This is a genomic window from Microbacterium sp. ZW CA_36, from assembly GCF_044987475.1.
In the GTDB taxonomy this organism is placed as follows: Bacteria; Actinomycetota; Actinomycetes; order Actinomycetales; family Microbacteriaceae; genus Microbacterium.
Window position 1 is genome coordinate 1 of sequence record NZ_JBJDRL010000046.1, and the last position, 14103, is coordinate 14103.

General features: G+C 72.3%; 11 protein-coding genes. 2 read left to right on the forward strand and 9 right to left on the reverse strand.

The genetic code is table 11. The features are described from left to right. Positions 1–182: 182 nt before the first annotated feature. The 5 genes from ACI3KX_RS16295 to ACI3KX_RS16315 form a co-directional block, all read right to left on the reverse strand. Entirely contained in the window at positions 183–1343 is a 1161-nt protein-coding gene (locus ACI3KX_RS16295; RefSeq protein ID WP_404910367.1) for a cystathionine gamma-synthase, read from the reverse strand. Further along, complete coding sequence (locus tag ACI3KX_RS16300) at positions 1340–2869, reverse strand: pyridoxal-phosphate dependent enzyme (protein ID WP_363356835.1); 1530 nt, start codon at positions 2867–2869, stop codon at positions 1340–1342. The genes ACI3KX_RS16295 and ACI3KX_RS16300 overlap by 4 nt, the downstream gene beginning before the upstream one ends. A 247-nt stretch (positions 2870–3116) precedes the next feature. Further along, positions 3117–3734 carry an FMN reductase gene (msuE, locus tag ACI3KX_RS16305; RefSeq protein ID WP_363356834.1) on the reverse strand — a complete coding sequence of 206 codons (618 nt, stop codon included), beginning with the start codon at positions 3732–3734 and terminating at the stop codon, positions 3117–3119. Further along, positions 3731–4591: a sulfurtransferase gene (locus tag ACI3KX_RS16310; RefSeq protein ID WP_404910368.1), complete on the reverse strand. Its 861-nt coding sequence runs from the start codon at positions 4589–4591 to the stop codon at positions 3731–3733. The genes msuE and ACI3KX_RS16310 overlap by 4 nt, the downstream gene beginning before the upstream one ends. A 963-nt stretch (positions 4592–5554) precedes the next feature. Next, positions 5555–7687 (reverse strand): DEAD/DEAH box helicase, encoded by a 2133-nt coding sequence (locus ACI3KX_RS16315; RefSeq protein WP_363356831.1) that lies wholly within the window; start codon positions 7685–7687, stop codon positions 5555–5557. A 658-nt stretch (positions 7688–8345) separates the two neighbouring features. On the opposite strand from ACI3KX_RS16315, the gene ACI3KX_RS16320 reads away from it, so the two are divergent. Next, complete coding sequence (locus ACI3KX_RS16320; RefSeq protein WP_404910369.1) at positions 8346–8675, forward strand: DUF6412 domain-containing protein; 330 nt, start codon at positions 8346–8348, stop codon at positions 8673–8675. 66 nt (positions 8676–8741) lie between these two features. After that, on the forward strand, positions 8742–9530 hold the full coding sequence (locus ACI3KX_RS16325; RefSeq protein ID WP_404910370.1) for a YidC/Oxa1 family membrane protein insertase: 789 nt from the start codon (positions 8742–8744) through the stop codon (positions 9528–9530). Here ACI3KX_RS16325 and ACI3KX_RS16330 read toward each other — a convergent pair. The 4 genes from ACI3KX_RS16330 to ACI3KX_RS16345 all read right to left on the reverse strand — a co-directional run bounded on the left by ACI3KX_RS16330 (position 9509) and on the right by ACI3KX_RS16345 (position 14036). Beyond that, the gene (locus ACI3KX_RS16330; protein WP_404910371.1) at positions 9509–9967 is read right to left on the reverse strand and encodes a DUF2871 domain-containing protein; all 459 of its coding nucleotides are present in this window, start codon (positions 9965–9967) and stop codon (positions 9509–9511) included. The genes ACI3KX_RS16325 and ACI3KX_RS16330 overlap by 22 nt on opposite strands. Positions 9968–10052: 85 nt before the next feature. Beyond that, positions 10053–10676, reverse strand: a complete 624-nt coding sequence (locus ACI3KX_RS16335) for a response regulator (RefSeq protein WP_404910372.1) — start codon at positions 10674–10676, stop codon at positions 10053–10055. Next, positions 10676–11932 (reverse strand): sensor histidine kinase, encoded by a 1257-nt coding sequence (locus tag ACI3KX_RS16340; RefSeq protein WP_404910373.1) that lies wholly within the window; start codon positions 11930–11932, stop codon positions 10676–10678. The genes ACI3KX_RS16335 and ACI3KX_RS16340 overlap by 1 nt, the downstream gene beginning before the upstream one ends. Next, positions 11901–14036, reverse strand: a complete 2136-nt coding sequence (locus ACI3KX_RS16345; protein WP_404910374.1) for an MMPL family transporter — start codon at positions 14034–14036, stop codon at positions 11901–11903. The genes ACI3KX_RS16340 and ACI3KX_RS16345 overlap by 32 nt, the downstream gene beginning before the upstream one ends. Between the last annotated feature and the right edge of the window lie 67 nt (positions 14037–14103).

The following is a 14103-nucleotide window of genomic DNA, read 5'->3' on the forward strand; positions in this document are numbered from 1 at the left end:
GGCGGGAACCACTCGCGAGTGACGCCGTCGACGGGGACACGCGTCCTGCCACGACCCTCCCGATCACGTTGACTTGCGCTATACGTACGCCACGCCCGGCGTGTCGCGTACGTTCAGCGCAAGTCAACAAAGGGACGCGGGGACACCGGGTGGCGGCGGCGCGGGGCGCGGGGCGCGGGGGGTCAGAGGCCGGCGAGGGCCTGGTCGAGGTCGGCGAGGAGGTCGGCGACCGACTCGATGCCGACAGACAGCCGCACCACCTCGGGCGGCACGGCGAGCTCGGTGCCGCGCACCGAGGCGTGCGTCATCTCGTCGGGGTAGTTCATGAGCGACTCGACGCCCCCGAGCGATTCGGCCAGCTGGAACAGGCGCGTCGACTCGGCGAATCGGCGGGCGGGTGCGGCATCCGCCAGCGCGACCGAGACGATGCCGCCGAACCCGCTCATCTGCCGCGCGGCGACCTCGTGCCCGGGGTGCGACGGCAGGCCGGGGTAGTACACGCGCTCGACCGCCTCGTGGCCCGACAGGAACTCGGCGATCGCGTGCGCGTTCTCGCTGTGCCGTCGCATGCGCAGGGCCAGCGTCTTGATGCCGCGGGTGGTGAGCCACGCGTCGAGGGGGCCGGAGACGGCGCCCACGGCGAACTGCAGGAACTTCGCCTCTGCGTACAGGGCCTCGTCGTTGAGCACGAGCGCGCCGCCGACGACATCCGAGTGGCCGCCGAGATACTTCGTGGCCGAGTGCACCACCACGTCGGCGCCGAAGGCCAGCGGCTGCTGCAGCGCGGGCGACGCGAACGTGTTGTCGACGACGACGAGGGCGCCCGCGTCATGGCCGAGCCGCGCGAGCCCGGCGATGTCGGTGATGCGCAGCAGCGGGTTGCTGGGGGTCTCGACCCACACGATGCGCGCCGGGCGGTCCTCGAGGGCCGCCCGCACCGCGCCGAGGTCGCTCATGTCGACCACGCGCACGCCGATGCCCCACGCGCCGAGCACGCGCGCGATGAGCCGATAGGTGCCGCCGTAGACGTCGTTGCCGAGCAGCACCTCGTCGCCGGGCTTGAGGGCGGCGCGCAGCAGCGCATCCTCGGCGGCCAGTCCCGACGCGAACGACAGGGCATGCGCGCCGCCTTCGAGCGCGGCGAGCTGCGTCTCGAGAGCGGTGCGGGTCGGGTTGCCGCTGCGACCGTACTCGTAGCCCTCGCGGAGCCCGCCGATACCGTCCTGCGCGTACGTCGTCGAGAAGTGCACCGGCGGGATCACGGCCCCGGTGGTGGGGTCGAAGGCCTGACCGGCGTGCACCGCGCGGGTCTCGAAACCGGAGTCGTTCGTGGGCTCGGTCATGCGGGTGCTCCTTCGTGGGTGGATCCGGATACCTCGGGGCCAAGGTGTGCGCCGGGTGCAGGCGTTTCGTCTCGCTCGTTCCTCGCTCGCTCAACGACCGGGACCAGCGCGGATGCCTCGGGGCCCTGGTGTGCGCCGCGTGCAGGCGTTTCGTCTCGCTCGTTCCTCGCTCGCTCAACGACCGGGACCTGCGCGGATGCCTCGGGGCCGGGGTGTGCGCCGCGTGCAGGCGTTTCGTCTCGCTCGTTCCTCGCTCGCTCAACGACCGGGACCTGCGCGGATGCCTCGGGGCCCAGGTGTGCGCCGGGTGCAGGCGTTTCGTCTCGCTCGTTCCTCGCTCGCTCAACGACCGGGACCTGCGCGGATGCCTCGGGGCCGGGGTGTGCGCCGGGTGCAGGCGTTTCGTCTCGCTCGTTCCTCGCTCGCTCAACGACCGGGACCTGCGCGGATGCCTCGGGGCCGGAGTGTGCGCCGCGTGCAGGCGTTTCGTCTCGCTCGTTCCTCGCTCGCTCAACGACCGGAACCTCGGTCGGAGCCGCGGCTCGCTCAACGACCGTGGGTTCGGCGCGGCTCACCTCGAACCCGTGGTCGCGCATCCAGTCGTCGTCGTAGAACCGGTTGAGGTAGCCGCGGCCGTGGTCGGGCAGCAGCACGACGACCACGTCGTCGGCGGGCAGCTCGCGGGCGGTGCGCAGCGCGGCGACGACCGCCATCCCGCTCGATCCCCCGACCAGGAGACCCTCCTCGCGGGCGAGACGGCGGGTCATCTCGAACGTCTCGGCATCCGAGACGCGATGGATCTCGTCGGGCACCGCGGGGTCGTAGCTGTCGGGCCAGAAGTCCTCGCCGACGCCCTCGACGAGGTACCCGTGGAGCGGGCCGCCCGAGTAGATCGAGCCCTCGGGGTCGGCGCCGATCACCCGCACCGTGCCGCCCGACACCTCGTGCAGGTACCGGCCCGTGCCGGTGATGGTGCCGCCGGTGCCGATGCCGGCGACGAAATGCGTCACGCGGCCGTCGGTGTCGCGCCAGATCTCCGGCCCCGTCGTCTCGTAATGGCTCAGCGGCCCGTTCGGATTCGCGAACTGGTTCGGCTTGAACGCGCCGGGGATCTCGCGGACGAGCCGATCCGACACGCTGTAGTACGAGCGCGGGTCTTCGGGCGGCACGCTCGTGTCGGTCACCACGACCTCGGCGCCGTAGGCCCGCAGCACGTCGACCTTCGGACCCGCGAACTTGTCGGGCACCACGAAGATCATGCGATAGCCGCGCTGCACCGCCACGAGCGCGAGGCCCACGCCGGTGTTGCCGCTCGTGGGTTCGATGATCGTGCCGCCGGGTTCGAGCAGACCGTCGCGTTCGGCGGCGTCGATGATGCGGCGGGCGATGCGATCCTTGGCGGAGCCGCCGGGATTGAAGTACTCGACCTTGGCCAGCACGGTGGCGGCGATGCCGTCGGTGACACGGGTCAGGCGGACGAGGGGGGTGTTGCCGACGAGGTCGGCCACGCTCTGGGCGTAACGCACGATGAGTCCTGGAGTGTTGCCCGCGCGGGAGCGCGGAGGGTTGGCGGGGTCGCGGAGGTCTGTGCGAAGCGAACGCTTCAGCAGCAGGGGCGACAACACCGACAGGTCAACACGGGCGCCAGTCTAGACGCTCACCGGGGGCGGCGTCGAGGACGCCGTTGGCGGCCACGGCGCAGAGACGCCGATGACGGATGCCGCGGCCCGGCGCACCTGCCGGCCCGCGGCTGGGCCCACGCGGCCACCCGCGTCACCAGGTGGCGACGTACTCCGACCGGCGAACGAGCGCGGCCTGCTCGATGAGGGGAAGCGAGCGGTCGACGGCCTGCACGATACGGCGGGCGACGTCGGGCGAGGTGAGCTCGTAGTTCGCGAAGTCGGTCGTCGACGCGTACACGCCGACCGGCAGCGTGAGCGCCTGGAAGAACCCGAACAGCGGCCGCAGCTGGTGCTCGATGATCAGCGCGTGCCGCTCGCCGCCGCCGGTCGCCGCCAGCAGCACAGGCGTGCCCACGAGGTCGTACTGGCCGACGAAGTCGAACAGGTGCTTGAACAGCCCGGTGAACGAGGCCCGGTACACCGGGCTCGCCGCCACCAGCAGGTCGGCGGATTCGATCGCCCGCAGCGCCGACTCGACCTCGGGCGCGACATCCTCGCGCTTCAGCGCCCCGGCGAACCCCGGTCCGAGCGCCGCGATCTCGACGAGCTCGACCTGCGCGGGAATGCGCTCTGCCACCGATGCGAGGATGCTCCGCACCAGCGCGGTGGTGCGGCTCGGCTCCTGGAGCGAGCCGGAGACACCGACCACGCGCAGCGGGCGGTCGGCGATCGTGGTCGTGGTCGCCGGGTCCTTCAGCAGCGCGGTCATACCGGCACCACATCCAGCGACGGCGCCGGGCCGACGGCCGCGAGTCGTCCGCGCGAGCGCGACCACTGACTCCACGAGCCGGGATAGACGACCACGTCGATGCCGGCGAGGGCGCCCGCGAGCGCGGTGTGGGTCGCCGCGATGCCCGAACCGCAGTAGGCGGCGACGGCCACTCCGTCGGCGACGCCGGCGGCGGCGAACTCGGCGCGGATCTCCTCCGGCGAGCGGAACCTGCCCGCCGTCAGGTGGACCGTGGTCGGCAGATTGACGGCACCGGGGATGTGACCCCCGACGGGGTCGAGCGGCTCGGCGTCCCCTCGGTAGCGCTCCGGAGCGCGTACGTCGAGCAGCAGCCCGTGGTCGGGCCACTCCTCCACGCCGTCGATGTCGGCCACGCCCTCGGTGATGTCGTCGAGCACGACGTCCCCTGGCGGTCTCGGCAGCACATCCCCGGTCTCGAGCGGCAGCCGTTCGGCCAGCCAGCCTCGCAGCCCGCCGTCGAGCACGCGCACGTCGGTGAGGCCCGACCGGGTCAGCACCCACCACGCGCGCGCCGCGGCCACCGAGTGGACGTCGTCGTACGCCACCACCGTGTCGCCGTCGCGGATGCCCCATCGCCGCGCTGCAGCCTCCAGCTGGGCGCGCGGCGGGAGTGGATGCCGGCCCTCGCGCGGGTCGCCACGCCGGGCGAGCTCGCGGTCGAGGTCGACGTAGACGGCGCCCGGCAGGTGCCCGTCGAGGTACGCCGGTCGGCCCTCGGGCTGATCGAGCCGCCATCGCACGTCGAGGATCCGCGGCGGGGTGCCGCCGCGGATGAGATCGGCGAGCGCTGTCGGCGAGATGAGTGGGGAAGGCATGTGGTCATGCTCGCCCGCGTCCGGAGACTGCGAAATGCTGTGACGACACACACCGCGACACGGCGACACGCGGCGTCACACGGGGTCATGCCGTGCCGGCGGAATGCGGCCTCTCGCGCGGGGCCGGTGTGTCTCGACCCGAATCCGGGCCGCCACCGACGCGCGGGCCTAGCATGCGGCCAAGACCCCTGTGGAGGAATCGGATGCCGCATCCCCGTGTGACACGCGAATCGCGGCCGCCGCAGGGCGCCCGCGCCGCCCGAGTGCTGGCGGGGCTCGCCGTCGCCGCCGCGCTCACGCTCCTGGCCGGCTGCGGCAACGGCGGGATCCCGATCCCGACCGCTCTGCCGACGACGCTTCCGACGGGCGTGCCCACGGCCCTGCCCACGGACCTGCCCACGCGGACGCCGATCCTGCCGACGCGGACGCCTGTGCCCACGGCCGAGCCGACACCCGAGCCGACAGTCGAGCCGACGCCTGAGCCGACCGTGGCACCGGAGCCCACGCCTGAACCCACACCCGAGCCCGAACCGAACCCGAACCCGAACCGACGGTGGTGCCCGAGCCGGCGCCCACGGTGGTTCCCGAGCCCACGGCAACGCCCGAGCCGGAGCAGACGGCGACACCCACGCCGACGCCCAGCGCGTCACCGTCGCCCTCGCAGACGTCGTCTCCGTCGCCTACCGCGGAGGCGGGCGATACCACCGCGTCACCGATGAACTGGGTTCCATGGGTCGTTGTGCTCATCCTGCTGGTAGCCGGCGCTGTGATCTACCTCATCGTGCGCCGGCCACGGCCGAAACCACCGACCAGCGGCTGAGCAGCGGCGCCACGTTTCTCCTCGATCTGCGGCGCCTCCTCAACGACCGCGACCGGCGAGCGGCGAGCGGCGAGCGGCCGCGGCATCGCCCCCGGTCGCTGAGCGAGCGCCAGCGAGACGAAGCGCGAACAGTGGGCCCGGTGTCAGCCGCGGAGTGCCAGCGCGAACGGAAGCACGGCGGCGGCACCGGCGCGGCGCAGCTCGCGCGCGGCGACGGTGAGAGTCCAGCCGCTGTCCACCCGGTCGTCGACCAGCAGAACAGGACCCGCAGGGATGTCGAGGCCTGCGGCCGAGAACCGGTCCCACACCCCCGCCAGCCGGAACGCGCTGTTCCCGCCCGGCTGACCCGTGGGTCCGCCGTCGACGAGGTCGAGCGACCCGAGGAAAGGCAGGCGCCCGACCTCGGCGATGCCGCGGGCGAGCGAGTCCACCAGCTGCGGCTTGGCGCGCGACGGCATCGCCACCACCGCCACCGGGCGCGTCTCCCAGCCCCATTCGGCGAGGACGCGCACGCACGCGCCGAGCACGTTGGGCGGAACGGGCGCATCCGCGGCGCCGGCGGCGAAGAGATCGCGCAGGACGCCACCCCAGCCGAGGTCGGTGAGACGTGCGAGCGCGCGACCCTCGCCGGCCTGCTCGTCCACGGCGATGCGGCCCTTGACGGGCACGCCCAGCCGATCGGCGCCGGTGGGCCACTGCCGTCGCGTCTCGATCGGCACGCCGACGCGGTCGAGAGCCGCGGCCGCGGCATCCGTCGCTCCCTCGGCGATCGCGGTCGGGAACCAGGTGCCCGCACAGTTGTCGCACCGGCCGCAGGGCACGGCGGTGTCGTCGTCGAGGGACCGCTGCAGGAACTCCATGCGGCAGCCCGAGGTCTCTTCGTACTCGACCATGTGCTCCTGCTCGGCGACGCGCTCGGCAGCGATGCGGCGATAGCGCTCCTCGTCGTAGGTCCACGCCTCGCCGGTCGCCGTCCATCCGCCGCGCACGCGCGCCACCGCACCGTCGACATCCAGCACCTTCAGCAGCAGCTCGAGGGGCGTGCGGCGGATGTCGACCACCGCCTCCAGCGCGGGCGTCGACATCGGCGCGGTCGCGGCTGAAAGCGCCGACAGCACGCGCTCGGCGCGCTCACGGTCGGGCATCGACGCCGTTGCGAAGTACTGCCAGATCTCGCGGTCCTCGGTGCCGGGGAGGAGCAGCACATCGGCGGACTCGGTGGCACGCCCGGCGCGGCCGACCTGCTGGTAGTACGACACCGGCGACGATGGAGCACCGAGGTGCACCACGAAGCCGAGGTCGGGCTTGTCGAATCCCATGCCGAGTGCGCTGGTCGCCACGAGAGCCTTGACACGATTGTCTTTGAGGAGCGCCTCGGACTCCTCACGCTCGTCGGTGTCGGTCTGCCCGGTATAGGCCCGGACGTCGTAGCCGCGTTCACGGAGGAGGCGGGCGGTGTCGTTCGCCGCCGCGACCGTCAGCGTGTAGATGATCCCCGAGCCGGGGAGATCGCCCAGGTGGCTGATCAGCCAGGCCAGCCGGCTCGGCGAGTTGGGCAGACGCAGCACCCCCAGCCGGAGCGAGGCCCGTGCCAGCGGACCTCGGATGGTGAGCACGCCTGCGGATGCGGCATCCGCTCCCCCACCCGAGGCGCTGCCGGCATCCAGCTGCTCGGCGACGTCGGACACCACGCGGCTGTTGGCCGTCGCGGTGGTCGCGAGCACGGGGACACCGGCGGGCATCCGGGCGATCAGATCGCGCAGGCGCCGGTAGTCGGGCCGGAAGTCGTGCCCCCAGTCGCTGATGCAGTGCGCCTCGTCGACGACGAGCAGTCCGATGCGGGCGACAAGCTGCGGCAGCTGCTCGTCTCGGAAGGACGGGTTATTGAGGCGCTCCGGCGAAACGAGCAGCACGTCGACCTCGTCGCGGTCGAGCCGGCCGAGCACGTCGCCCCACTCGTGCGCGTTCGTGGAGTCGATCTTGACCGCGCGCACCCCGGCTCGTGCGGCGGCCGCGATCTGGTCGCGCATCAGCGCGAGAAGCGGGGAGACGAGCACCGTGGGTCCGGCACCTCGACGGCGCAGGAGAAGCGTCGCGACGAAGTAGACGGCCGACTTGCCCCACCCGGTGCGCTGCACCACGAGCGCACGCCGGCGGTCGTCGACGAGCGCCTCGATCGCCTCGTACTGCCCGTCGTGGAAATCGGCGTCGTCGCGCCCGACGAGCGCGCGCAGCACCTCGAGGGCTTCGGTGCGGGTATCGGTCGTCGCGGTCACGCCCTCCACCCTGCCTCATGCCGCCGACGCCGGGGTCGTCACATGAGCCGCGGTGGGGATGGCGCGATCTCCAGTCCGTCTGTGGAGGAAAGGCTCCATCGCTTGCTCGGCACCCCTGCGTCGGTGCCCCGCCGCTTCGCTCAGCCCGCCCGTCCGCGTCGCTCAGCCCGCCCGTCCGCGTGGCTCCGCCCCCATCCGCGTCGCGGGCCCAGCCGCGTCGCGGGCGTCGGCGGAGTCGCTGCCTGGCGGCGGGTCATGTTCGCTTTGGCATTGAACTTCCGGTTCACAGACCATCACTGAACTTCCGGTTCACACACGATGACGTGCAGGACTCGACCCCGACGCATCTGTGCGAACCGGAAGTTCAGCGTCCCAGTGTGAACCGGAAGTTCAACGACCCAGCGGGAACCGGAAGTTCAACGACCCAGCGGGAACCGGAAGTTCAGCGTCCCAGTGTGAACCGGAGGTTCAACGACCCACTGTGAACCGGAAGTTCAACGACCCACTGTGAACCGGAAGTTCAACGACCCAGTGTGAACCGGAAGTTCAACGGCGTTTTCGAGAGGGTGCCGCCCCGCGACGCGCACGAGCCGGCGCCGCGCGGCTCGATCCCGCTCGACGTCGCGTGTTACCGTGAAGCCGGCGGGAGGAGGCGGCCGTGCTCGAATCGATCGGCGTCGCGCTTCGCCTGATTCTCGAAGTCTTCGCCGTCGCGCTGCGCCCGCTGGCCGAGCTCCTCGGCACCGTCGCGACGCCCGGCGCCGGCGGGCTCACGGTCGCGGCGGCCACCGCTGCCGCAGTCTCCCTCGCCGCGCTCGCTCTGCTTGCTGTGGCCGTCGCGCTCCGCGCCGAGCCTGTCCGCGCCGTCGTCGCGACAGCCCACCCGCGCCGCGCGATCGACGACTTCACGCGACTCACCCAGAGCCATCCCGACGCTCCGGGTCACTCCCGTCCGCGCGCGCCCGGGTTCGCGGCACTGGCCGCGTAGCCCCGACGCACGTCCGACCCCGTACCCGCGGGGCGCTTCCCTGTCCGCCGGCGCCGTCGTGGCCACATGCCACGAACCGACACCGGACGAAACGGACACACCTTGGACCTCTACGCCTTTCCGCCCATCGCCGCGATCCTCGACGCGGCCTACTCCCTCCTCATGGGCCTCTCGGCCCTGCTCGAGCCCCTCGCCGGATCCGCCGCGGCTGCGGCATCCGTCGTCCTTCTCACCCTGCTCGTTCGTACCGCGCTGCTGCCTGCCGGCATCGCACAGGCGAAGGCGGAGCAGATGCGCAGCCGCCTGGCCCCGAGGCTCAGAGAGCTGCAGCGGCGCCACAAGCGCGACCCCGAACGTCTGCAGCGCGAGACGATGAAGCTGTACGCCGACGAGAAGGCCTCGCCCTTCGCCGGGTGCCTGCCGATGCTCGCGCAAGCGCCCGTTGTGGCCATCGTGTACGCGCTGTTCCTTCACACCGCGATCGCGGGGCACGCCAACGCCCTGCTGGTCGAGCAGCTGTTCGGCGTGCCGCTGGGGGCCAGCCTGGTCGGAGCGCTCGCGACCGGCGCCGCGACGGCTTCGACCTGGGGCGTCTTCGCAGGAGTGCTCGCGGTGATCGTCGTCGTCGCCGAGCTCACGCGCCGCGCATTCCGGCCGTCGGTCGACGGATCGCGGGATGCCGGGCCCTGGGCGGGTGCGGGGATGGCACGAGTGGCGGGTCTGCTGCAGTTCACGACCGCGGTCTTCGCGCTGTTCGTCCCCTTGGCGGCCGCCCTGTACCTCGCCGTCACCGTCTCGTGGACGCTGGCGCAGCGGCTGGTGCTCCGGCGCCTCTACCCCCTGGCGGCGACCTGAGCCTGCGGCATCCGCTCCTCCGGCGCCGACGTGCGGCGCAGAGCGCGACCGAGAGCCACGAACAGCAGCACCATGCCCGCCGTGAGCAGGATGTGCCCGGTGCCGGCGATGCCCGAGATCGCCTTCGACGACTCGAGCCCGAGGACGGTGAGCGAACCGTGCCAGATCAGCATCGCGGAGGTGAGGATGACGCCGGCGTTGTAGATCCAGAAGAACCCGGCGAACAGCTTCGAGCGCGACAGATCGAAGACCTTCTCGAGCACCAGGACGATCAGGAGGATCACGAACCCCAGTGTCAGCAGGTGGGTGTGGGCGAGCCCGAGCTGGGTGAACTGCCCCTCCGGGAAGTCGTTGAGCTTCGTGAACTCGCGGTAGTACAGGCCGGAGGCGACCCCGGCGATCATGTAGCCGAAGGCCGCGTAGTAGAGCTTTCGCATGGCATTCCTCTCGATTCCTCTCCAGCCTCGGCGAGCGCAGGGCGGAGCGGATCCATCGAAAGGTTGAGGTCGGCGGGCGCTCAGGTCACAGGAGTCCGCGCTCGCGGGCGACGGCCACCGCCCGCGAGCGGCTGTCGACGCCGAGCTTGGCGAAGATGTGGACGAGGTGGGTCTTCACGGTGGCCTCGGCGACGAACAGCGACTTCGCGATCTGCGGGTTGGATGCGCCCTGGTCGAGCAGGCGGAGCACCTCGTGCTCGCGCTCGGTGAGGCGCACGCGCGGAGCGCGCAGCACCTGCACGACCCGTTCGCTCAGTTCAGGGGTGAGCGCGAGCCGGCCGGCCGCCGCCTCGCGCACCGCGCGCACGATCGCATCGGGCGCGGCGTCCTTGAGCACGTAGCCCGAGGCGCCGGCCTCGATCGCGCCCAGGATCTCGACATCCCGATCGAAGGTCGTGAGGATGACGACCGCCGGCGCCGGATCGAGGGCGCGCAGCGCCGCGGTCGTCTGCACGCCGTCCATGCCCTCCCCCATGCGCAGGTCGCACAGGACGATGTCGGGCGCGAGGTGCCGGCTGAGCGCCACGGCCTCTTCGCCGGTCGCCGCCTCGCCGACGACCTCGACGTCCGGGTGGCTGTCGAACAGTGCCCGCACGCCGGCGCGGACGATGGGGTGATCGTCCGCGATCAGCACCTGCAGCACGCCCATCACGCCTCCTTCGTCACGATCGGGACGGATGCCGACAGCGCGGCACCCGCACCGGGCGCGCTCTCGACGTCCAGTCCCCCGCCGAGCTCGCGCAGCCGGTCGCGCATCGCGCGCAGCCCGTATCCGCCGCTCGACCCGGCGGGGTGTCGTTCCCATTCCGCGGCGTCGAACCCGGCGCCGTCGTCCACGATGTCCAGGCGGACGCTGTCGCCGCCGTCGACCAGGCTGACGACGACGCGATCGGCGTGTGCGTGCGTGCGGGTGTTCGCGAGCGCGGACTGCGCCGTGCGCAGCAGCGCCACCTCGACCTCCACGGGAAGAGCCGGAACGGTGTCGTCGACGCGCAGCTCGGTGCGGATGCCGGTCTCGTCGCTGAGCCGGTCGAGCATGCGCTGCAGCGCATCGGCGAGAGCGGACCCCTCGAGCTCCGCCGGCATCAGGGCGTTGACGATGCGGCGTGTGTCGGCGAGGCCCTCTCGGGCGAGGTCGCCGATCTGCCCGAACGCCCGGGCGGCGGGCACCGGTGCGGATGCCGCAGCCCCCGCCGCGATCATCCCGATGGAGGTGAGGCTCTGGGCGATCGTGTCGTGGATGTCGCGGGACAGGCGCGTGCGCTCGGCGACGGCGCCCGCGTCGCGCTGGGCGCGGGCGAGCTCGTCCTGCAGCTGCGCCATCTCCTCGTGGGCGGTCACCAGGGAGGAGATGAGCCGGCTCCGCTCCCGCCCGTCGCGCACGAGCTCCAGGTAGCCGCGCGAGATGCCCAGGGCGAACACGCCGCCGACGACCGGCCCGATCACGTCGGCGTAGCCGATGGTGCCGGTATGGACGAGCGGTGCGGCGATCACGACGGCGAGCACGACGATGCTGAACGGGATCGCCCACCGCAGGCGGAGGACGAAACCCGCCAGCAGCCACAGCGGAAACGCCAGCCACACGAATTCGGGGGAGATCGCGACGGCGCCGATCCAGATGAGCGCCAGACCGACGAGCCAGCCCGCGGCGACCCCCGAGTCACGGGTGCGCTCGCTCAGTAGCAGACCGCCGAAGTACCAGCCGCCGAACACCACCGAGACGGCGACGACCCACGCCACCGGCGTGCCGTCGCCGACCGCCCGCACGGCGCCGACCACGAGGAGCGCGGCCGTGATCACGGTCTGACCGACGCGGATCGAGGCGATGAGGCCGCGCCAGGACCGCGACGGCGGCAGGCCCGGATCGCCGGCCTCAGGCGACGGGCTCACGGAGAGCTGCGGCATCCGCGGACACCCCTTCCTCTGGGTTGCGGTCCCCGCCGTGACGCGGGGCCGCAGCCGCCGGAATCCGGCCGGGCCACCACATCCGGCGGCCGACCAGCGAGAACAGCGCGGGCACGACGAGAGTGCGCACGACCAGGGTATCCACCAGGACTCCGACGCCGACGATGAGCCCGATCTGGCCGAGCGTCACGAGCGGCAGTAGGCCGAGCGCCGCGAAGACTCCGGCCAGCACGATGCCGGCGCTGGTGATGACGCCGCCGGTCGCGGCGACGGCATTCACCATCCCTGGGCGCGTCCCCACGGCCGCCGCCTCGGTGCGCGCCCGATGCACGAGGAAGATCGTGTAGTCGACGCCCAGCGCCACCAGGAAGAGGAACGCCAGCAGCGGTACCTGCAGATCCAGTGCGGTCCAGCCGAAGAGCGTGCGGCCGAGCCAGGCACCCGCTCCTATGGCTGCGACCGCGCTGAGGGTGTTGACGAACAGCAGCAGGAGCGGCGCCACGAGGGCGCGCAGCAGCACGACGAGCACCAGGAAGGTGACGAGCAGCACCAGCGGCGCGATGAGGAGCAGGTCGCGCACGCTGGCGTCGTACGCGTCGGTGGCGACGCCGGCGCGTCCTCCGACCAGAGTGCCGGCGGATGCTGCGTGGCCGGCGTCTCTGACGGCGTGCACGAGCTCGCGGCTCTCGGGCGTTCCCGGTCCGGCGTCGCCCACGACGACGAGCTTCGCCAGCGCCCCGTCGACGCTCGACGCCACGGCCGTCACCCGCTCGACGCCAGGGATCGCATCGACCGCGTCGGCCACGGCATCCGCGTCCGACGTGTCGGTGATGACGACCATCGGCTCGGCCTCACCCGGGGCGAAATGGTCGCCGAGCACCTCGAGCCCGATCGCGGACTCCGACGGCACCCGGAACCGCTCTGACTGGCTCAGTCCGAGCTGCATGCCCATCAGGCCGGTGGCCGACACCACGAGCAGCAGCAGACCCGCGACGACCGGCAGCACCGGGCGCGCGACGACGCGCGCACCGAGGGTGCGCCACGCTCCGACGCGCTCGGCAGCATGCTGCGCCCCCTTCGCAGGCCGGGGGGTCAGCGGCCAGAAGACGCCACGTCCGCAGACCGCGAGTGCCGGCGGCAGCACGAACAGCACGGCCAGCACGGCGATCACCAGTCCCACCGCCGACGCGATGCCGAGTCCTCGCGTGCCGGGGACGACCGCGAGCAGCAGCGTCGCCAGCGACAGGACGACGGTCACGTTGGAGGCGGTGATGGCGGGCAGGCTCGCGCGCCATGCCCGCGCCAGCGCGGCGCGGTGGTCGTCGTCGCGCCACAGCTCCTCGCGGTACCTCGACACGAGGAGAAGCGCGTAGTTCGTTCCGGCGCCGAACACGAGCACACTCACGATGCCGGTGTCGAACTGCAGCCCGAGAGCGGTGCCGAGGGCCGCGGTCGTCTTGCCGGCGAGCTGATCCGCGAGCGCCACGACCGCGAGCGGCACGAGCCAGAGGAGCGGTGACCGGTAGGTCGCGATCAGCAGCAGCGCGACGATCCCGATCGTGACCAGGAGGAGCGTGAGATCCGCGCCGTCGAAGGCCGCCGCGACGTCGGCGCCGAAAGCGGCCCCGCCGGTGACCTGAACGGCGATGCCGTCGATCGGGTGGTCGGCGATCACCTCACGCAGCGCATCGACCGCGTGCGCGGCCGCGTCACGGTCGTCGCCGATTTCGACCGTCGAGGTGAGAACGGCCGCCTCGCCGTCCTCGCTCGGGATCGGGCCGGCCGCGCTGCCGCCGGTCGCGGCGTCGATCTCGGCGGCGAGGTCCGACAGCGCCTCGAGATCGGCGGCCGTCAGGGCGGCGCCGTCCTCGCGGGAGGCGACGACGAGGAGCGCCTGATCCGCGGCGTCGGGGAACTCCTGGGCGAGCGCTGCCACCTGCCCGCTCTCGGACTGCGGCGGTGCACTGTCACCGCCTGCGGCGAGGTCGGCACTGCCGAAGATGCCGAGCAGTGTCGCGAAGGCGAGCACGCCGAGGGCGAGCGAGACCCACGCGCCCCGTCGTGAGGTCAGCCGCTGAGAGAGGAGGTCGATGAAGCGATGCACCCCACCAGTCCACGTGCGAGTAGGCCCCCACGCGTCGGGCGGCCGGTCGACGTCGAGGTCAACCGAT

What these genes read in the sequence shown, in the direction of transcription:
- ACI3KX_RS16295 (WP_404910367.1), bottom strand. Translation starts at nt 1,343, where the DNA reads ATGACCGAGCCCACGAACGACTCCGGTTTCGAGACCCGCGCGGTGCAC.
- msuE (WP_363356834.1), bottom strand. Translation starts at nt 3,734, where the DNA reads ATGACCGCGCTGCTGAAGGACCCGGCGACCACGACCACGATCGCCGAC.
- ACI3KX_RS16310 (WP_404910368.1), bottom strand. Translation starts at nt 4,591, where the DNA reads ATGCCTTCCCCACTCATCTCGCCGACAGCGCTCGCCGATCTCATCCGC.
- ACI3KX_RS16325 (WP_404910370.1), top strand. Translation starts at nt 8,742, where the DNA reads ATGCCACGAACCGACACCGGACGAAACGGACACACCTTGGACCTCTAC.
- ACI3KX_RS16330 (WP_404910371.1), bottom strand. Translation starts at nt 9,967, where the DNA reads ATGCGAAAGCTCTACTACGCGGCCTTCGGCTACATGATCGCCGGGGTC.
- ACI3KX_RS16335 (WP_404910372.1), bottom strand. Translation starts at nt 10,676, where the DNA reads ATGGGCGTGCTGCAGGTGCTGATCGCGGACGATCACCCCATCGTCCGC.
- ACI3KX_RS16340 (WP_404910373.1), bottom strand. Translation starts at nt 11,932, where the DNA reads ATGCCGCAGCTCTCCGTGAGCCCGTCGCCTGAGGCCGGCGATCCGGGC.